The sequence below is a fragment of the Paractinoplanes tereljensis genome, assembly GCF_016862435.1.
Taxonomy (GTDB): domain Bacteria; phylum Actinomycetota; class Actinomycetes; order Mycobacteriales; family Micromonosporaceae; genus Actinoplanes; species Actinoplanes tereljensis.
This window is the reverse complement of sequence record NZ_BOMY01000053.1, coordinates 107291-124830: the sequence shown is the minus strand read 5'-3', so window position 1 is coordinate 124830 and position 17540 is coordinate 107291. Positions and strand designations below refer to the sequence as shown.

The window sequence follows — 17540 nt, the reverse complement described above, 5'->3', positions numbered from 1 at the left end:
GGGGACTCCTGTCGATCCGGTGGGGGATTCGGGGATCGGATCGACGGTCATCGTGACAAGAATCGTCACAGGAACGCAATAGTTGGACAACACATTGGAAATCTCCGTCCGTGGCAGGATGTCGGGATGACCGAACTCGGCCGGGTGTTCAACGAGGTGCCGGAGCTCTACGACCGGGTCCGGCCGGGATACCCGCCCGAGCTCTTCGCCGACCTGGCTTCCCTTGCCGGCCTGCGTGCCGGGTCGTCGGTGCTGGAGGTCGGCTGTGGAACGGGACAGGCCACCCGCTCGCTGCTCGGCCTCGGCTACGCGGTGACCGCCGTCGAACCGGGCGCCGAGATGGCCGCGGTCGCCCGCCGGCGACTGCCCGGCGTGCCGATCGAGAACGCCACCTTCGAGGAGTGGGACGACCGTGGCCGCCGCTTCGACGCGCTCGTCGCCGCCTCGTCGTGGCACTGGGTCGACCCCGCGGTCGGCTGGCAGCGAGCCGGTGACGTGCTGAAACCCGGCGGCTGGATGGCCTTGTTAAACCACATCGTCTATCGACGACCGAACGAGCCCGAGATGTACGCCGCCACGGCCGACCTGCACGAACGCTTCTCCCCGGGCAATCCGGACTGGGGGCACCCGCCGCTGGAGGAGGAAGCGCGGGCGGAGAGCGTCGAAGGGCTGGGCGGCCCGTTCAAGGACACGGTGGTGCGCTGGTATTCGACGGTTCAGTGGTTCGACGGCGCCGGCGTCGCCGATCATCTGCGCTCGACGTCGATCTATCGGCGGCTCGATCCCTCGGTGCGCGAGCCCCTGCTCGACGCGGTCGCCGAGCGTGTCCGCACCCGCGAGGGTGACCGGGTGGCCCGCCGCTACCTCACCGTGCTCCGCGCGGCGCCGGTGTCATAGGGGCTCCGCGCGGCGCCGGTGTCATAGGGCGAGGTGTGCGGTCACCGCCGCGAGCACCGGGGCGAGGTCGGCCGCGGCGATCTCCGCGCCGGGGCGGAACGGGAGCCGGGCCAGGCGCTCGACGCCGTCCGCCCAGATGGTGCGATCGTCCGGCGCCGGCTCGTGCAGTTCGGTCCGCTCGCCGCAGCAGGGGCACTCGAAGTACGCCATGTTCTCCACCCCGCCCAGTACCGGCGTCCGCACCTGGCGCAGGGTGCTCAGCGCGCGGCCGGTGTCCAGGTGGGAGACCTCGGCCGGGGTCACCACCAGGATCGTCGTCACCCGGCCGGCGCCGGAGAGCACGCCCTGCTGGGTGAAGTTGATGCCGGGCGGAAGGTCCACGATCAGGGCTTCGACATCGCCCCACTTCGTCTCCCGGATCAGCCGGCCGAGCATCAGGTCGCCCAGATCGGACCCGAGGGCGAGGCCCTGGCGGCCGGCCATCAGGAAGCCCGCGGACGCCACCTTGAGGCCGTCCACCTCCATCGCCTCCAGCTTCGGACCGCCCCAGGAGGCCAGGGTGATCGTCTTGGCCGGGACGTCGCGGCGCAGGCCCAGCATGCGCGGCACGTCGGGGCCGGAGATGTCGGCGTCGACCAGGCCGATGCGGCGGCCGGCCCGGGCCAGCTCGCGGCCGATCGCGACGGCGACGCTCGTCTTACCCACGCCGCCCTTGCCGCTGCCGACGGCGATGATGTCCATGCCGCCGACCGTACTCAATCCGCGGGCAGGGCGGGGATGTCGGCCCGATAGAGGCTGAGCAGTACGCCGTACGGCCGGCCGGCCGGGTGGTCGGGGACCTCGTCGCCCAGCTCTTCCAGCCTCGCGACCAGGGCACTGGCCTGGGCGGTGGTCAGCCGTACGTGCCGCAGGACGGTCGTTTCGGGCTCCCCCTCCTCGGGCGGGAGCATCTCGTTCAGCGCGGCCTTGACCAGGAACTCGCCCCCGACCGGAGCGTCGCCGGCGATCCGCAGCCGCGGGCTGGTCGGCTCGTAGTACTGCTCGGTGCCGCCCCGGACCCGCCGGACGTAGGCCACCCGGAGCAGACCGGCCTGCTCCAGGATCTTGACGTGGTAGCCGATGGTGCCCTTGGTCGCGCCGAGCGCCGCCGCGAGCTGGGCGAACGTCGCCGGCCGCTGCCGCAGCGCCACCAGCATGCGGTGCCGCAGCGGATGACCGAGCGCCTTGAACTGGCTGGTCTCGCTGAGCACCTGTTCGTCGCGCATCGGCCAACTGTCGAGGATCGTCGTCACTTTTTCAAGTAAAAGGGGTTGCCCAAGCGTCGAGAATGGTCGACGCTTGGGGCGTGACAGACATTGACAGTTATCTTCAAGCCCACTGCACGCCCGCCGACGACATCCTGCGCGACCTCGCGGCCGAGACGACCGCCCTGTTCCCCGACGCCGCCGGCATGCAGGTGTCGGCCGACGAGGGCCGGCTGCTGACCATGCTGGTGCAGCTCACCGGCGCGGCGTACGCGGTCGAGGTGGGCGTCTTCACCGGCTACTCGGCCCTCTGCATCGCCCGGGGCCTGACCGGCGGCGGCCGGTTGCTCGCGTGCGACGTGTCCGAGGAGTGGACCGCACTGGCCTGTAAGTATTGGCAGCGGGCCGGCGTCGACGAGCGCATCGACCTGCGGATCGCCCCCGCCATCGAAACCCTGCAGGCGCTGCCCGCCGACCCGGTCATCGACTTCGCGTTCCTCGACGCCGACAAGGTCGGCTACCCGCAGTACTACGAAGCCCTGGTCCCGCGCCTGCGCCCGGGCGGACTGCTGGTCATCGACAACGTCCTGCAGGACGGCCACGTGCTCAACCCCGAACGACCGGGCCACTTCGCCGTCGTAGAGCTCAACGAAACCGTCGTCCACGACGACCGGGTCGAGTCGGTAATGCTCGCGGTCCGCGACGGGGTGACGCTGATCAGGAAGCGTTGAGGTCGGGGGCGCCGAGAACCGCCGCGACGCTGTCCACGTACCACTGTTGGAACTGCTCGGCCGACCAGCCCTGCTGGACGACCAGCCAGTCGTAGTTGCGGATGTCCTGGGCGAGCCACAGCGCGTCGGCCGCCCGGCCCGCACTCACCCGCACCTCACCGGTCGCCGCCAGGTCGGCGGCGAACATCAGCATGCCGCGCCGGCGTTCCTCGAGATTCTTGCGCCAGATCGCCGCCGCGTCGGCGTCGGCGGTCGCCGCCCCGGCGAGCGCCAGCATCACGTGGACCTGCCGGGCATGCGTCTCGGTGAGATGCCGGGCGAATCGGGCGAGCTTCGCCCGCAGGCCGGTCAGCGCCCGGATCTCGGCCACGAACGCCCGGTCCGGCAGCGCGACCGGCTCGTCGTCCCCGGCCAGGGTGACATCGACGAGGTCGGAGAGCAGCTGGCGCTTGTTGCCGAACACCGCGTACACCGTCTGCACGGCGACGCCGGCCTCGGCGGCCACGGCGGTGAGCGGGGTGGCGGCGTAACCGGGGTCCACGAACAGTTTGGCCGCGGCGTCGAGGATCGCTCGCCGGGTCTGCCGAGCCTGTTCCTGGCGCCGCGGCGAGACGTACCGCCGATTGACAGTCACCCGGGCAGCGTAGTGCAATATTAGATAGAGCTTTACTCTATCGAATTTGCGCGAGAGGTGGCCGCCATGCCGTTCGGCGTCGTTCAGGACATGCCCGCAGTCAGCGAGCGGGAGTACCGCCAGGTCGAGAAACACCTCGGCCCGGACCGGCCGCCGGGCCTGCTGGCGCACGTGGCCGGCCCGTCGGAGGAGGGCTGGCGGATCATCAACATCTGGGCGGACGAGGCGGCGTTCCGCCGGTTCCAGTCAGAACGCCTGGTCCGGGCGGCCGGCCTGGCCGCCCAGGAGGAAGGCTTCGACCCGGCCAAGGCCGCCTCGTTCCGGTCGGCAAGCGTCGACGGCGCGGAAATGCCGTTCTGATGCCCGGCAACCTCGCTCTGCGCGCCCGCGGTGCCGCCTTCTGGGCGCGGGCGGCGCCGGGGTGGGCCCGGCACGCCGACCGCCAGGACGAGATCGGCCGGCCGCTCGGCGCCGTGGCGCTCGACCGGCTGCGGCCGCGACCGGGGGAGTGGGTGCTCGACGTCGGCTGCGGCTGCGGCGGCACCACCGCCGAGATCGCGAGGGTGGTGGCGCCGTCCGGCCGCGCCGTGGGGCTCGACCTCGCCGCGGCGATGGTGGCGGCGGCGCAGGCCCGGTTCGCCGCGGCGGCCGGCCCGGGGCTGCGGTTCGTGGTCGGCGACATCGAGGTCCTCGACCGCGTGCCCGGGGCTCCGTTCGACGCCGCCTACTCCCGGATGACCCTGATGCTGCTCGCCGATCCGGCGGCCGGACTGGCAACGATCCGGCGCTCGCTACGCCCGGGCGGACGACTGGCCGCGACCGTGTTCCGGGACGGTGCGGTGAACCCGTGGCTGCCCGCAGCCATGCTCGGCGCGGCGCCCCACCTGGGACCGATGCCGCCGTTGCCGATCGGCGACGAGCCGGGGCCGTTCGCCTTCGCCGATCCGGCCCGGGTGACCCGCCTGTTCGCCGCGGCCGGCTTCACCGACGTCGCCGTCCACCCGCACGACGTCGTGCTCGCGGCACCGGACGACCCCGGCGGCATTGCCGAGTGGCTGATCGAGGTGGGCCCGGCCGGTGCGGCTTATCGGGACTCCGGGCCGGCCGCCCGGGCCTCGGCCCGCGCCGGGGCGGCCCGCCTGCTCGAGCGGTTCCGCGAGGCCGGTACGGGCTATCGGTTGCCCGCCGGGCTCTGGCTGATCACCGCTGAAACTCCCGTATCGCACCGCCCCTCTGATCGGAGCCGAACGCCGTGACCTCTCGCCCTCGCACCATGCCGAAACTCGCGCTGATCCTCGCGGTCGCCGTGCTGTCCGGATGTTCCGGCGCCGCCCCTGAGACAAAACACTCCGCCCCTGAGGGAAACCCCGCCGCCCCCGAGGCGAGTTCCGGCATCGCCGGCTGCGATGACGCGGCGGCGACGGTCCAGAAGCACCTGACCAGCTCCGACGTGCGCACTGTCACGGTGAACGGGCAGTGCACCAACGTCACGGTCGACACGGGCCTGGGCGACGACGACACCGTCGGCGGCCGGCGGATCTGCGAGACCGCGGCCGAGGTGGCCTACACCGGCGACATCAACTCGGTCACGGTGCTGAGCGGCTCGGGGGCCGAGCTCTCGGTCGGCATCCCCGGCATGAAATGCCTGCCGTGAGCCGGTGTACTCAGCTGGCCCGGACGTACAGGACGTTCGGCTTGCCGTCGCCGACGGCGCGGCGCTCGGTCGTGAACAACGCTGTTGCCTTCACCAGGTCGGAGAGCTTGTTGTAGCCGTACGTGCGGGGGTCGAAGTCGGGGCGCTGCTTCACGATGATGTTGCCTACGTAGGCCAGGGGGGCCCAGCCGTCGTCGTCGGAGGCGGCCTGGACGGCGTCTCGGAGCATTGTCGTCACCGAGGCCAGGGACTTTGGCTCGGCGGCCGGTGGGACGGTGGGGCTCTGCAGGTTTTCGGTGTAGATGAACTTGTCGCAGGCCGAGACGAACGGCTTGGGGGTCTTGCGTTCGCCGAAGCCGTAGACGATCAGGCCGGACTCGCGGATGCGGGCCGCCAGCCGGGTGAAGTCGCTGTCGCTGGAGACCAGGCAGAAACCGTCGAACCTGGTGGTGTAAAGCAGGTCCATGGCGTCGATGATCAGCGCCGAGTCGGTGGCGTTCTTGCCGGTGGTGTAGGCGAACTGCTGGATCGGCTGGATCGACTGGGCCAGCAGCTGTTCCTTCCAGCCGCGCAGCGACGTGCCGGTCCAGTCGCCGTAGGCGCGTTTCACGTTCGCCGTGCCGTACTTGGCGATCTCGGCCAGGAGCGCGGGCGCGATGCCGGGCGGCGCGTTGTCGGCGTCGATGAGAACTGCCAGCCTGGCGGTGGTGTCGCCGTCCATGACGATCACCGTACAGCGTGCAAGGCTAAGGTGAAGAAATTCCACAATGGAGGTAGGGGATGACGGTGGACAACGGCGTGCCGCTTACCGCGCGGATCTGGAACTACCTGCTCGGTGGCACCGACAACTTCGCGGCCGATCGGGCGGTGGGGGACCAGATTCTGCAATCGCTGCCGGCCCTGGCGGTCAGTGCCCGGCTGTCCCGGGACTACCTGGTGCGGGTTGTCCGGTTTCTCGCCGCTGAGCAAGGCATCCGGCAGTTCCTGGACATCGGGACCGGGCTTCCGACGGCCGGCAATACGCACGAGGTGGCCCAGGCGGCGGCGCCAAATGCCCGGATTGTCTACGTGGACAACGACCCGCTGGTCCAGGAGCACGCCCAGCAGCTGCTGACCAGCACTCCCGAGGGTGCGACTACTTATCTGCACGCCGACCTGCACGAGCCGGAAAAGATCTTGCAGGAGGCCGGCAAGACGCTCGATCTCGACGAGCCCACCGCGGTTCTGGTCATGGGCGTGCTCGGCCACGTCGAGAGCGACGAGGAAGCCAAAGAGCTGATCGACCGGCTCCTGGCCCCGCTTCCCAGCGGCAGCTACTTCGCGATGTACGACGGTGGCGACACCACCGAGGACAACCGCGAGGCCACCCGCATCTGGAACCTCTCCGCCGAACCGAAGTACCACCTGCGCAGCCCGGAACGCATCGCCAAGCTGTTCGCCGGCCTGGAACTGATCGACCCGGGCGTGGTGTCGGTGACGCAGTGGCGGCCAGAAAAGCCGGAAAAGGACGAAGCGATCATCGACCAGTACTGCGCGGTCGGCCGCAAGCCCTGAACAAACCGGGCCCCACCCCCGTAGACCAGGTGTGTGGAAGACGATGCTCGCGCTCTCGCTGCTGGCCGCCGCCGGTAACGAGCCACCATCCCTGCCGACCTCGGAATGCGCCGGCCCGTCCCCGGTGACGGCGGAAAACGCGTCCTGGGGTCAGCTACGGATGGACGCCCGGTCGGTCTGGACCCAGAGCAACGGCGGCGGCGTGCTGGTCGCGGTGCTGGACACCGGGGTCAGCGCGGCCGCCCCGGCGCTGTCCGGCGCGGTGCACACCGGGGACGACACCGACTGCCGAGGCCGGGGAACCGCGCTGGCCGGGCTGATCGCGGCCCGCCCGGTGGACGGTTCGCCGGTGGTCGGGATCGCTCCGGCCGCCGGGATCCTGCCGGTGCGGATCGTCGGCGACGACGGCAAGCCGACCGCCCAGGGCCTGGCCGCCGGCATCCAGACCGCGCTGGCCGGAAACGCGAAGATCATCATGCTGGGTACCGGGGTCACCACCCCGGACGACGAGTTGCGCGACGCGGTCCAGGCGGCCGAGGCCGCCGACGCCGTGGTGATCGCCCCGATCTCGGCCGACAAGGAGAACCCGGTCTGGTACCCGGCCGCCTACGAGAGCGTGCTCGCGGTCAACGGCGAGGCCCCGGACGGCAAGGCCACCGTGGCCGCCCCCGCCACCGCCGGGGTCGACCTGCTAGCCCCGGCCGCCGGTTTCGGCATCGCCCCGGTCGGCAGCGGTCACTATCAGGTCGGTGGGACGGCGGTGGCGGCCGCGTACACGGCCGGCACCGCAGCGCTGCTGCGGTCCGCCCGGCCCCAACTCTCGGCGGATCAGGTGCGGCACCGGTTGGAGACCACGGCGGAGCATCCGGTACGGGCATCCGACGCGGCCACCCACGGCTTCGGGGCAGTTGACCCGTACGCCGCGGTGGCCACGACCGCCGGCGAGCCCAGCCCCGTACCCATGCAGCGGGAGAGACTGGCTCTGCCGGCGGAACCGGAAACCCCGGCCGCACCGAGGATCGCGGCCCTGGTCGCGGCCGGTGCCGTGGCGGCGGCCGCCGTAGCGGTCGCCGCCCTCGCCTGGATCAGACAGTCGCGGCGGCGTCGAGCCGGCTGGCCACCGGCGCCGAAGGGTCGCTGAACGCGGTCTGGATCAGCCGGGCCCCGCGGCGAGTGCACAGCAGCGCCCGCCCCGGCGGCAGATGCCGGCCGCGCACCCCGCCCAGCAGGCTGCCCTCCGAGGGCGGGCAGGACAGCGCCACATCGGGGCTGTTGGTCTCCTGCAGGCGCCGGATCAGCGGGTCGGACGACATCCGCATCACGTTCGCCGCGCCCCGGGTGAGCACCAGGTGGAAGCCGATGTCGGCGCCCTGCGCGAGGTACGGGATGAGCGGCTGCAGCGGGCTGTCCAGCCCGGCCAGCAGGTCGTAGTCGTCGACAAGCACGAACAGCCGCGGCCCGGTCCACCAGTCCCGGGCCCGCAGCTGCTCGGGCGTGATGTCCGGCCCGGGGATCCGGGTCTTGAGCCCGGCCAGCGCGTCCGCGACGGTGGCCTTGGCCGCGTCCACCGACACCGAGTAGCCGAGCCGGTATTCGGCCGGTACCGAGTCGAACAGCTGCCGGCGGAAGTCCACGATCATGATGCGGGCCTCCTTCGGCGTGTACCGGGCGGTGATCTGCCGGGCCAGGTGGCGCAGCAGGTTGGACTTGCCGCTCTCGCTGTCGCCGAGCGCGGTCAGGTGCGGCACCTCGGCGAAGTTGTGCCAGACCGGCAGCATCCGCTCCTCGTCGATGCCGAGCGCGATCTGCACGTCGTCCTTCGCGGCCGGAAGTTCGGCGGCCGGCAGCACCGGCGGCAGGGTGCGCACGGCCGGAGCGGGCGGGCCGGTCCAGAAGTCGGCGGCCATCGCGGCCAGTTCCCGGGCGGCCTCGGAGATGGTGGTGTCGTCGGAGAACCCGTCGATCCGCGGCAGCCCGGCCAGGAAGTGCAGCTTGGCCGGGGTGAGCCCCCGGCCGGGCTGCTCCGGCACGGTGGCCGCGGCCCGCAGGTCGATGGCCGAGTCGATCGCGTCGCCGAGCCGCAGCTCCAGCTTGGCGCCGATCTGGTCGCGCATGCCGTGGTGCACCTCGGCCCACCGGTTCGCGGTGAGCAGCACGTGCACGCCGAAGTTGAGGCCACGGGCGGTGATGGTGCGGACGACCGCGTCGACCGCCTCGAACTCCTGGCGCAGCGTGAACCAGCCGTCGACGACCAGGAACACGTCGCCGTACGGGTCGTCGTCGACCACCCCGTCGGCCCGCAGCCGCCGGTACGCGGCCATCGAATCGACGCCGAGCGCCGCGAACTTGCGCTCCCGCACCGCGATCAGCGCGTTGATCTCGGCGATCGTCCGGCTCACCTTGTCGGTGTCGAGCCGGCCGGCCACGCTGCCGACGTGCGGCAGCCCGGCGATCGAGGCGAGCGTGCCGCCACCGAAGTCGAGGCAGTAGAACTGCACCTCGGCCGGGCTGTGGGTGAGCGCGAGCGAGCAGATCACGGTGCGCAGCAGGGTGCTCTTGCCGCTCTGCGGGCGACCGGCGATGCCGAGGTGCCCGCCGACCCCGGACAGGTCCACCGTGAGCAGGTCGCGGGCCTGGTCGAACGGCTTGTCGACGTAACCGAGCGGCACGGTCAGCTTCCCGCTGCCGAGCCAGCCGTCGGCGGACAGGCCGCGGACCGGGTCGGGCTGCAGCGCGGGCAGCAGCTGGTCGAGGGTGGGGGAGTCCTCCAGCGGCGGCAGCCACACCTGGTGGGCCGGCGGCCCCTTGTCGACCAGCTGGTCGACGATGACCTCCAGCATCGAGGCGGTCGGTTCGTCGTCCTCCACCTCGGGTTCTACCAGGACCGGCTCAACGTTTTCCAAAGGCGCGGCCAGGGAGAACGGCGCGACCTGCTGTCGCACCACGTCCTGACGGACGCGAACGGCCTTCTTGCGGTACGCGCCGGAGACGTACGCGGCCTTGAACCGGATCAGGGTGGTCACGTCGGTGCGGATGTAACCGCTGCCCGGGATGGGCGGCAGCTCATAGGCGTCGGGCACGCCGATCACCGTGCGCGACTCCATCGCGGAGAAGGTGCGCAGCCCGATCCGGTAGGACAGGTGGGTCTCCAGCTGGCCCATCCGGCCGTCGTCGACGCGCTGCGAGGCCAGCAGCAGGTGTACGCCGAGCGACCGGCCGAGCCGGCCGATCATCACGAACAGGTCGATGAACTCGCGGTGCGCGGCCAGCAGCTCGCTGAACTCGTCGACCACGATGAACAGGTTGGGCAGCGGGTCCAGCCCGGCCCCGGTGGTGCGGGCCCGTTCGTACTCGAGCACCGACGCGTACCCACCGGCGGCCCGCAGCAGCTCCTGCCGCCGCACCAGCTCGCCGTGCAGCGCCTCGCGCATCCGGCCGACCAGGGCGGCCTCATCGGCCAGGTTGGTGATCAGCGCCGAGGTGTGCGGCAGGCTCTCCAGACCGAGGAAGGTGGCGCCGCCCTTGAAGTCGACAAGGATGAAGTTGAGCGTCTCGGACGAGTGGGTGGCCGCCATCGCCAGCACGATCGTGCGCAGCAGCTCGCTCTTGCCGGAGCCGGTGGCGCCGATCAGCATGCCGTGCGGGCCCATCCCGCCCAGCGCCGATTCCTTGATGTCCAGGTCGATCGGGGTGCCGGTGGTGTCGACGCCGATCGGCACCCGCAGCCGGTCGGCCTGCGCGGCCGGCGTCCACAGCTTGGCCAGGTCGAGGTTGGCCGGGTCGGTGAGGCCGAGCAGCGTCGGCAGGCTGACATCCACGCTTGTCGGCTCGGGGGCGGCCTCGGTGGCCAGCGACAGCCGGTAGGGGGCGAGCAGGCGGGCCAGGGCCCGGCTGCGCGGCAGGCTCAGCGCGTCGGGGGAGGCCAGGTGCGAGCGGGTCTGCTGGCCGAGCCGGTCGGGCTGCAGCATGGCGATCTCGTCGCCGTCGATCTCCAGGCAGAGCTGGCCCTTGACCGGGTTGCTGACGTCGCCGTCCAGGTCGACCAGGACCGCGTTGCGGTAGCCGGTGGAGGCGAACCGGGCGCCGTTGGGCACCCGGCCGCCGTCGCGGACCACGATGACGTACGGCTCCTCGCGGGTCACCTGGGCGCCCGCCTCGTGCCGGGGCCGGGCGATGAAGTCATCGCCGAGCGCCCGCTCGATCGCGTCGATCGCGTCGCCGACCAGCAGCCCGCCGTCGCCGTGCACGTGCGGCAGCCACTTGGCCCACTCCCAGGCCTCGGCGCCGGGACCGTCCACGCACAGCGCGAGCCGCACCTCCTCGGGCGCGTGCAGCGTCATCACCTGGGCCAGCACCGAGCGGAACACGGCCCGCACGGCCGAAGGGTCACCGGTCGCCCGGACCTGCGCGAAACCGGGCAGGTAAAGCGCGACCGGCTGGTCGGCGATGGTGCTGTAGGCCTTCACGAACCGGCGCAGCGACTTCGCCGCGAGGGGCTCGAGGTCCTCGATCGGGCGGGTCTGGATCGGCGCGATGCGTACCGCCAGTCGTTGCGTGCCGGTCCCCACCCGTACCTCCAGAAAATCCGGATGGGTGGGCCGCCGCTCCCAGCGGCGCGAGGTCATGGCCAGCGACCACAGCGAATCGGGCGCCGGATGGCGCCACAGCGAGGCATCTCGCTGCTGGTTGATGTGCCGGCGCACGCGCTTGCGGTGCTGGGCCAGATAGCGCAGGTAGTCGCGCCGGTCGCCGCCCAGCTTCTTCTTGCGGTCGGTGCCGCTGAACGCGACCTGGCCGATCATCATGCCGCCCATTGCGACGACCATCATGCCGGCCATCAGATAGGTGGTGATGCCGCGCGAACCGCCCGCGAACATCAGCACCATCACGCCGGACATCAGTGCCATCGGCAGGAACATCATTGCGCTGCGCATGCCGCCGGACTGCGCCTCGGGCAGCTCGGGCGGCTCCTGCAGGCTGATCTCACCGGAGGGCATCTCCGGTCCTACTCGCCGGGCAGGGCGGCGGAACAACACGGTGGCCATGCTCTATGAACGGCCGAGAGGGGGCAGGCCTTCACCGGTCGCGCAAGAAAGTTCTGAACAACCTCGACACGTCGCGCGTCGAACAGGGCGTGACAGTCGTGAATACCGGCGAAACCTGCCGGTTGGTGGTGTGCGGGCCGGACCGGCAGATCGAACTGGCCGTGCCGGCCGGGGTCGTGCTGGCCGACCTGTTGCCGGCCCTGCTGCACCACCTCGGCGAGGACCTGGCCGACACCGGCCTGGCGCACGGCGGCTGGGTGCTGCAGCGGCTCGGTGAGTCGCCGCTGGACGAGGACTCGTCGGTGACCGACCTGGGCCTGCGCGACGGCGACACGGTGCATCTGCGGCCGCGGTCGGAGCAGATCCCGCCGGTGTCGTTCGACGACCTGATCGACGGCATCGCGGCCGGCAGCCGGTCCCGGTCGGGGCTGTGGCGGCCGGAGATGGGCCACTGGGCGGCCTGGGCCGCGCTGGCCCTGCTGCTGCCGGTCGGCCTGGTCGCGGTCGCGCTGCCCGGCCCGGAGCTGCCCCGCGCGATCACCGCCGCGGTGGCCGCGGTGATCTGCGTGATCGGGGCGGCCGCGGCCGGCCGGATGGCGGGGGAGCGGCAGGCCGCGGCGATCATCGCGGTGGCCGGCATCGGCTTCGGCGCGCTCGCCGGACTGATCCTGCCCGGGTCCTTCGGCGGGCCGGCCCTGTTCGCGGCGTCGGTCACGGCCGGCGCGGTGGCCGTGGTGACCGCGGCCGCGGTCGGCTGGGGCGGCCCGGTCGTCGCCGGTTTCCTCGCCTCGGTGCTGCTGATCGCGGGTGGGGCGGCGGTCGAGGCCTTCACCGGGCTCAGCGCCCCCGGGCTCGTCGCGGTGGCCGGCACACTGCTCGCGGTGATGGTGCCGCTGACCGCCTTCCGGCTCGCCGGGCAGCGCCTCACCCCGCTGCCCACCCAGCCCGAGCACCTGCAGCAGGACATCGACCCGGAACCGAGCGAGCAGGTGCTGCACGGCGCCGCGCGCACCGACCGGTACATGACCGCCCTCTACGCCGGGCTCGCGGTGCCGGTCGCGGTGTCGCTCGTGCTCCTGGCCCGGGAATCCGGCTGGGCTCCGGCGGCACTGGTGCTGGTGACGGCGGCCGCCCGGCTGACCGCGGCGCGGACGATGACCAGCGCGTGGCACCGGCTGGCTCAGGCGGTGCCGGCCGCGGCGGGCCTGGTGACCCTGGCCGGATATGCGCTGGCGGCGGTGGAATGGCGGCTGCTGGCCGTGCCCCTGGTGCTGGCCCTGGCGGTGGTGGTGATCGTGCTCGGCCGCAAGGTGCCCGGCCGCCGGCTGATGCCGTACTGGGGGCGGGTCGGCGACATCCTCCAGCTGCTCACCACGGTCGCGATGGTCCCGGTCCTGCTCGCGGTGCTCGGCGTGTACGGGTTCGCCCGGGCGCTCGGGGGCTGAGCCGTGCAGTCCCGACGTGATCAGGTGCAGGCCCAGTCGTACGTGCTGGGCCGGCTCAACTCCGCCCTCGTCGCCGGCGAGCCGGACGGCCTGGAGAACCCGTCCCGCCGCACCATCACCGGGGCCGTCTCCGGGATTCTGGTGGCGGCCATCGTGGTGGTCGGTTTCGCCGCCTACGGCTTCTTCAAACCCGGCGGCTCCAGCAGCTGGCGGCAGCCCGGCGTGCTGATCGTCGAGAAGGAGACCGGCAGCCGCTACCTGTACGTGCAGGACCGGCTCTGGCCGGTGCTCAACTACACAAGCATCCGGATGCGGCTCGGCGCCGACCCGAAGGTCGTGTCGGTGTCCGCGAAGTCGCTGTCCGGTGTGCCGCACGGCCAGCCGTACGGCATCGTCGGCGCCCCGGAAACCCTGCCCAAGGCCGGCGCCCTGGCCGGCGTGCCGTGGACGGTCTGCCAGCGCGGGCAGCTGGTGACCGCCGAGATCGGACCGTCGGCGGGCGTGCCGGCCGGTCCCGACGAGGCCATGACGGTCAGCTCGAACGGCGACACCTACCTGCTGATCGGCGGTTACCGGCGGCGGATCGCCGACGACCGGATCGCCCGCGCGCTCGGCTTCGACCAGGACCCGGTCCCGGTCGCCGCGAGCTGGCTCGACCTGGTCCCGGCCGGCCCGCAGATCGCCGTGCCGGCCCCGGCCGGTCGCCTCTACGTGGCGAAGGTGGCCGGCAGCCCCGACCGCTACTACGTCCAGGTGGCCGACGGCCTCAGCCCGCTGACTGCCACCGGCTTCGCCATCATGTCGTCGTCGGCGGCCGACGCCCCGACCGAGATCGGTCCGGGCGAGGTCGCCCAGATGCCGCTCTCGAAGTCCGGTGCCTACTTCGCCGACCTGCCGGCCACCCTGCCCCGGGCGGTGCAGGACCGGAACGCGTGGTGCGCCCAATGGCTGCCCGGCGGCGGCTTCGCGCTGGTCGGCGGCGACCCGGCGATCGGACCGTCGGACGTGGTCCGGGACGCTCCCGGGATCAGCCGCACCACCAGGACGGCGGCCGCCGTGCACGTCGCGGCCGGCGCCGGCGGCCTGGTCCGGGCGGCTCGCGCCGGGGACGCCCCGGGCGGTTCCTACTACTTGCTCACCGACGCGGGCGTGAAATACCCCCTCGCCGGGGCCGGCGTCGCGACGGCGCTCGGCTACGCACCCGCCGCAGCCGCCGGTATCCCGCCGGAACTGCTTGATGTCCTGCCTACCGGGCCGGTGCTCGATCCGGCCGCAATCTGATGAGGAGCCACCTGTGACCGAGCCGTTGACTACCAATTACGAGGCCAACGCGGCGATCATGACCGCGATGGAGGACGCCATCCAGAACTGCAGCGACGTCGGTAACGCGGTCGAGTCCGCCGCCACCTACCTGGCCACCCACTGGAGCGGCGAGGCCTCGAACAACTACCGCAACGCCGTCGCGTCCTGGCTGCAGGAGCTCGCCAAGGTCAAGTCCGCGCTCGAGGGCCTGCACTCCGGCACCACCGACTACCACCAGCGCAGCCAGAGCGTCGAGCAGAGCAACACCCAGGTCGCGTCCTGGATCTGAGTTTCCAAAAAACCGAGGAGCAGACCCATGTCGTTCGAACTTTCCGGCTTTTCCGTCCACCACAACTCGATGCTCGAGAGCGGTGACGAGCTCGACGCCGCCACCAAGAAGATCCGCGCCACCCTGGACAACCTCGAGGCCGAGGTCGCCCGGTTCAGCAACACCAACTCCGGCATGTCGGTGGCCGCGTTCGGTGAGGCCAAGCTCAAGTGGGACGAGGCCGCCACCAACATGAACAACGCGCTCGCCCTGGGCCGCCAGAAGCTGGAGCAGATCCACAACGACTACGTGCAGGCCGACCAGGCCAGCGCGCAGAACTTCTACGGCTGAGGAGACCGGGCATGCCGAACGCCGACTACTCGATCGACCGGGACGAGATGGTGGGTCTGCAGACCTGGCTGCAGGACATGGGCCAGTCCTTCAAGGACGTCGCCGGTGGTGGCGCCGACGGCACCAGCCAGCCACTCACCAACGTGAACGTGCTGAGCGGTTCGCCGACGTTCAAGGCGGGCGTGCGCCTGCATGCCGCGGCCAAGCGGCTGGGCGGGCAGGTGCAGACCCGGGTCGACCGGTTCGTCACCAACACCGACGACCTCGACACCAAGCTGGGCGTCGCGCTGGCCAAGGCCGAGCGGGTGGAGAACCTCAACCAGGTCGAGGCCAGTCAGTTCGGTGCGGTAACGACGCGGGCCGACACGCCGGCGACGTCGGACTCCTCGGAAGGCTGAGCGGTGGGGCGGGCTGGGAGCAGCGACGACAACAACTCCAGCAACTGGACGCTGGAGCGGATCATGACCGAGATCTACGGCTTCGAGAACGGCGCCGCGCCGTCCTGGGGGCGCGAGCAGGTCGCGGCCAAGACGTGGTTCAAGTTCGACGCCAGTTGGAAGGACAGCGACCACTTCTTCCACACCGCCGATCCGTCGAAGTACTGGAAGCCGGTCAGCGTCGAGCACCCGGACTGGTACAACCTCGCTCTCGGCCGCCTCACCACCTACAGCGACTACTACGGCAGCACCTTCACCGACGTGCAGGGCAAGCTGCTGTTCTGGGACCAGGCCGACAACGCGAAGGCGCTGTGGGACAAGTTCCACGACACCATCACGGGGCTGCACGGCGAGATCAGCGCGGACGGCAACTCCACCCTGGACGCCACCACGTTCCGGACCTTCGGCCAGCTGCTGTTCGACGTCAAGAAGGAGATCGAGAAGCAGGGCACGTCGATCAACTCGACGATCTCCAGCATGTACGGCGACTACAACGGCAACCGGGGCAGCGGCACCGACGCCTTCATCTGGCGGCTGCACAACCTGCACGGCGACATGCACGACCTGCACGAGGACATCGCCCCGGCGAGCATGGCCCGGGCCGGCAGCGCGCCGACCGCCGACAACATCTCGTTGCCGGACCTCTTCTACAGCACCATCCCATCAAAGATCAAAGGCCTGTCCGAGGCGTACGCCGATACGGTGCGCGACTGGTTCGCCAAGAAGATCGACCCGACCGAGCTGATCAAGGCAGTCGTGTCGAGCATCTGGATGAGCAACATCTGGTACCTCACGATCCAGAAGAACACGCACGTCGCACACCCCGCGCCGTTCAAGTACGTGCTTGTCGACGCGGAGGGTGTCGTCTTCCACCCGCCGGTCGAGCTGGAGACGGCGGCCGACTGGTCCACCCTCGACCAGATCGTCAAGGAACGCTGGAAGGCACAGCTCCAGTCGGTCGACGCGATGCTCGCGCCCTACGCCACGGCGCTCGTCACGACCTTCAACGACGTCTCCGACCGGCTGCGGCACAGCATCACCGACTTCGTCGACGAACCGGGCAACGGCACCGGGGAGGGCAACGACCCGACCGGCGGCAACGACTTCAACCCCAACGACCTCTTCGGCGACGGCAGCGGCAGCGGCGGAGGCGGGGAGGACCCGTTCGCCGGTCTGCCGGACGCGTCCGACGGGTCCGGCGGCAGCGGCGACCCCTTCGCCGACCTGCCGGACGGCAGCGACGCGTTCGGCGGCGCTGACGACCCGTTCGGCGGTCTGCCGGACAGCAGCGACGCCTTCAACAGCAGCAGCGACCCGTTCGCCGACCTGCCCGCCTTCAGCAGCAGCAACTCCGGCAGTACCGACCCGTTCTCGGGTCTGCCCGATCTGTCCACCACCGGCTCCAGCAGCGCGTTCGACCCGGCCGGGCTGCCCAGCCTCAGCTCGCTCGGCGGTCTGGGCGCTCTCGGTGGTCTCGGTGGTCTCAGCGGCCTGGGCGGCGGCAGCGGCGGCTTCGGTGGCCTGGGTGCCGGATCGAGCAAGGGCGGCGGGGGCATCGGCGCGTTCGACGGACTCGCCGGCGCCGACGACTCCGCCTACAGCCCGACCGGGCTGGACGGCGCCGGGCTCGTGCCGACAAGCGACTTCGCCGCCGGCAGCGACCTGCTCGGCGCGGCCGGGGCGGCCGGCTCGGCCGCCGGCACCTCGGCCGGATCGAGCGGCATGCCGATGATGCCGCCGATGGGTGGCATGGGCGGCATGGGTGGCGGCAAGGGCAAGGAGGACGAGCGGGAACGCTCCACCTGGCTCGCCGAGGACGAGGAGATCTGGGGCACCGACCCGGATGTCTCCCCGGCCGTCGTCGGCCGCGAGGCCGTGCAGCCGCAACAGCAGCAGCGGCCCGGCGCCCAGCCGCAGCAGCGCCCCGGTTCGCCGTACGCCCCGACCACCCAACCGCGCCAGCGCGGCCGCGCCTGAC

Annotated in this window: 18 protein-coding genes; 13 read left to right on the top strand and 5 right to left on the bottom strand. The window is 71.5% G+C overall.

Translation table 11 applies throughout. The annotated features are described in order from the left end of the window. Nucleotides 1–126 precede the first annotated feature (126 nt). Nucleotides 127–897 carry a class I SAM-dependent methyltransferase gene (locus tag Ate02nite_RS41605; protein ID WP_203813451.1) on the top strand — a complete coding sequence of 257 codons (771 nt, stop codon included), beginning with the start codon at nucleotides 127–129 and terminating at the stop codon, nucleotides 895–897. A 21-nt stretch (nucleotides 898–918) separates the two neighbouring features. Here Ate02nite_RS41605 and Ate02nite_RS41600 read toward each other — a convergent pair whose 3' ends face one another. Both Ate02nite_RS41600 and Ate02nite_RS41595 read right to left on the bottom strand, forming a co-directional pair. After that, nucleotides 919–1638 (bottom strand): P-loop NTPase, encoded by a 720-nt coding sequence (locus Ate02nite_RS41600; RefSeq protein ID WP_203813450.1) that lies wholly within the window; start codon nucleotides 1636–1638, stop codon nucleotides 919–921. A gap of 14 nt (nucleotides 1639–1652) precedes the next feature. Then, nucleotides 1653–2189 (bottom strand): ArsR/SmtB family transcription factor, encoded by a 537-nt coding sequence (locus Ate02nite_RS41595; RefSeq protein ID WP_239148104.1) that lies wholly within the window; start codon nucleotides 2187–2189, stop codon nucleotides 1653–1655. 53 nt (nucleotides 2190–2242) lie between these two features. On the opposite strand from Ate02nite_RS41595, the gene Ate02nite_RS41590 reads away from it, so the two are divergent. Continuing rightward, nucleotides 2243–2872, top strand: a complete 630-nt coding sequence (locus tag Ate02nite_RS41590) for an O-methyltransferase (RefSeq protein ID WP_239148103.1) — start codon at nucleotides 2243–2245, stop codon at nucleotides 2870–2872. Here Ate02nite_RS41590 and Ate02nite_RS41585 read toward each other — a convergent pair. Then, a complete protein-coding gene (locus Ate02nite_RS41585) occupies nucleotides 2859–3506 on the bottom strand; it encodes a TetR/AcrR family transcriptional regulator (protein WP_203813448.1) in 648 nt (215 codons plus the stop codon). The two genes, Ate02nite_RS41590 and Ate02nite_RS41585, sit on opposite strands and share 14 nt — an antisense overlap. 66 nt (nucleotides 3507–3572) lie before the next feature. Here Ate02nite_RS41585 and Ate02nite_RS41580 point away from each other — a divergent pair, with 66 nt between their 5' ends. From Ate02nite_RS41580 to Ate02nite_RS41570, 3 genes are read left to right on the top strand one after another with little or no spacing between them, the layout of a single operon-like run. Next, nucleotides 3573–3866: a hypothetical protein gene (locus tag Ate02nite_RS41580; RefSeq protein ID WP_203813447.1), complete on the top strand. Its 294-nt coding sequence runs from the start codon at nucleotides 3573–3575 to the stop codon at nucleotides 3864–3866. Next, the gene (locus Ate02nite_RS41575; RefSeq protein WP_203813446.1) at nucleotides 3866–4762 is read left to right on the top strand and encodes a methyltransferase domain-containing protein; all 897 of its coding nucleotides are present in this window, start codon (nucleotides 3866–3868) and stop codon (nucleotides 4760–4762) included. Before Ate02nite_RS41580 ends, Ate02nite_RS41575 begins: the two co-directional genes overlap by 1 nt. Continuing rightward, nucleotides 4759–5160, top strand: coding sequence for a hypothetical protein (locus Ate02nite_RS41570; protein ID WP_203813445.1), 402 nt, complete (start codon nucleotides 4759–4761; stop codon nucleotides 5158–5160). The genes Ate02nite_RS41575 and Ate02nite_RS41570 overlap by 4 nt, the downstream gene beginning before the upstream one ends. A 10-nt stretch (nucleotides 5161–5170) precedes the next feature. Here Ate02nite_RS41570 and Ate02nite_RS41565 read toward each other — a convergent pair whose 3' ends face one another. Next, nucleotides 5171–5881: an NYN domain-containing protein gene (locus Ate02nite_RS41565; RefSeq protein ID WP_203813444.1), complete on the bottom strand. Its 711-nt coding sequence runs from the start codon at nucleotides 5879–5881 to the stop codon at nucleotides 5171–5173. A gap of 59 nt (nucleotides 5882–5940) precedes the next feature. On the opposite strand from Ate02nite_RS41565, the gene Ate02nite_RS41560 reads away from it, so the two are divergent. Both Ate02nite_RS41560 and Ate02nite_RS41555 read left to right on the top strand, forming a co-directional pair. Further along, entirely contained in the window at nucleotides 5941–6714 is a 774-nt protein-coding gene (locus Ate02nite_RS41560) for an SAM-dependent methyltransferase (protein WP_203813443.1), read from the top strand. A 43-nt stretch (nucleotides 6715–6757) separates the two neighbouring features. After that, a complete protein-coding gene (locus Ate02nite_RS41555; RefSeq protein ID WP_203813442.1) occupies nucleotides 6758–7855 on the top strand; it encodes a S8 family serine peptidase in 1098 nt (365 codons plus the stop codon). Here Ate02nite_RS41555 and eccCa read toward each other — a convergent pair. After that, nucleotides 7800–11759, bottom strand: a complete 3960-nt coding sequence (gene eccCa / locus Ate02nite_RS41550) for a type VII secretion protein EccCa (RefSeq protein ID WP_203813441.1) — start codon at nucleotides 11757–11759, stop codon at nucleotides 7800–7802. The two genes, Ate02nite_RS41555 and eccCa, sit on opposite strands and share 56 nt — an antisense overlap. Before the next feature lie 89 nt (nucleotides 11760–11848). Here eccCa and eccD point away from each other — a divergent pair, with 89 nt between their 5' ends. From eccD to Ate02nite_RS41520, 6 genes are read left to right on the top strand one after another with little or no spacing between them, the layout of a single operon-like run. Beyond that, nucleotides 11849–13204, top strand: a complete 1356-nt coding sequence (gene eccD, locus Ate02nite_RS41545; protein ID WP_203813440.1) for a type VII secretion integral membrane protein EccD — start codon at nucleotides 11849–11851, stop codon at nucleotides 13202–13204. A gap of 3 nt (nucleotides 13205–13207) precedes the next feature. Next, on the top strand, nucleotides 13208–14485 hold the full coding sequence (gene eccB / locus Ate02nite_RS41540) for a type VII secretion protein EccB (RefSeq protein ID WP_203813439.1): 1278 nt from the start codon (nucleotides 13208–13210) through the stop codon (nucleotides 14483–14485). A 13-nt stretch (nucleotides 14486–14498) separates the two neighbouring features. Then, nucleotides 14499–14795: a WXG100 family type VII secretion target gene (locus Ate02nite_RS41535; protein ID WP_203813438.1), complete on the top strand. Its 297-nt coding sequence runs from the start codon at nucleotides 14499–14501 to the stop codon at nucleotides 14793–14795. A gap of 27 nt (nucleotides 14796–14822) precedes the next feature. Then, a complete protein-coding gene (locus tag Ate02nite_RS41530) occupies nucleotides 14823–15125 on the top strand; it encodes a WXG100 family type VII secretion target (protein WP_203813437.1) in 303 nt (100 codons plus the stop codon). A gap of 11 nt (nucleotides 15126–15136) precedes the next feature. Beyond that, nucleotides 15137–15523, top strand: coding sequence for a hypothetical protein (locus Ate02nite_RS41525; protein ID WP_203813436.1), 387 nt, complete (start codon nucleotides 15137–15139; stop codon nucleotides 15521–15523). 3 nt (nucleotides 15524–15526) lie between these two features. Next, the gene (locus Ate02nite_RS41520; protein WP_203813435.1) at nucleotides 15527–17539 is read left to right on the top strand and encodes a hypothetical protein; all 2013 of its coding nucleotides are present in this window, start codon (nucleotides 15527–15529) and stop codon (nucleotides 17537–17539) included. The last annotated feature ends 1 nt before the right edge of the window (nucleotide 17540 follow it).

Coding starts and splice junctions, on each gene's coding strand:
- Ate02nite_RS41580 (WP_203813447.1), top strand. CDS start 3,573: ATGCCGTTCGGCGTCGTTCAGGACATGCCCGCAGTCAGCGAGCGGGAG.
- eccCa (WP_203813441.1), bottom strand. CDS start 11,759: ATGGCCACCGTGTTGTTCCGCCGCCCTGCCCGGCGAGTAGGACCGGAG.
- Ate02nite_RS41530 (WP_203813437.1), top strand. CDS start 14,823: ATGTCGTTCGAACTTTCCGGCTTTTCCGTCCACCACAACTCGATGCTC.
- Ate02nite_RS41555 (WP_203813442.1), top strand. CDS start 6,758: ATGCTCGCGCTCTCGCTGCTGGCCGCCGCCGGTAACGAGCCACCATCC.
- Ate02nite_RS41525 (WP_203813436.1), top strand. CDS start 15,137: ATGCCGAACGCCGACTACTCGATCGACCGGGACGAGATGGTGGGTCTG.
- Ate02nite_RS41565 (WP_203813444.1), bottom strand. CDS start 5,881: ATGGACGGCGACACCACCGCCAGGCTGGCAGTTCTCATCGACGCCGAC.
- Ate02nite_RS41560 (WP_203813443.1), top strand. CDS start 5,941: ATGACGGTGGACAACGGCGTGCCGCTTACCGCGCGGATCTGGAACTAC.
- Ate02nite_RS41575 (WP_203813446.1), top strand. CDS start 3,866: ATGCCCGGCAACCTCGCTCTGCGCGCCCGCGGTGCCGCCTTCTGGGCG.
- Ate02nite_RS41605 (WP_203813451.1), top strand. CDS start 127: ATGACCGAACTCGGCCGGGTGTTCAACGAGGTGCCGGAGCTCTACGAC.
- Ate02nite_RS41600 (WP_203813450.1), bottom strand. CDS start 1,638: ATGGACATCATCGCCGTCGGCAGCGGCAAGGGCGGCGTGGGTAAGACG.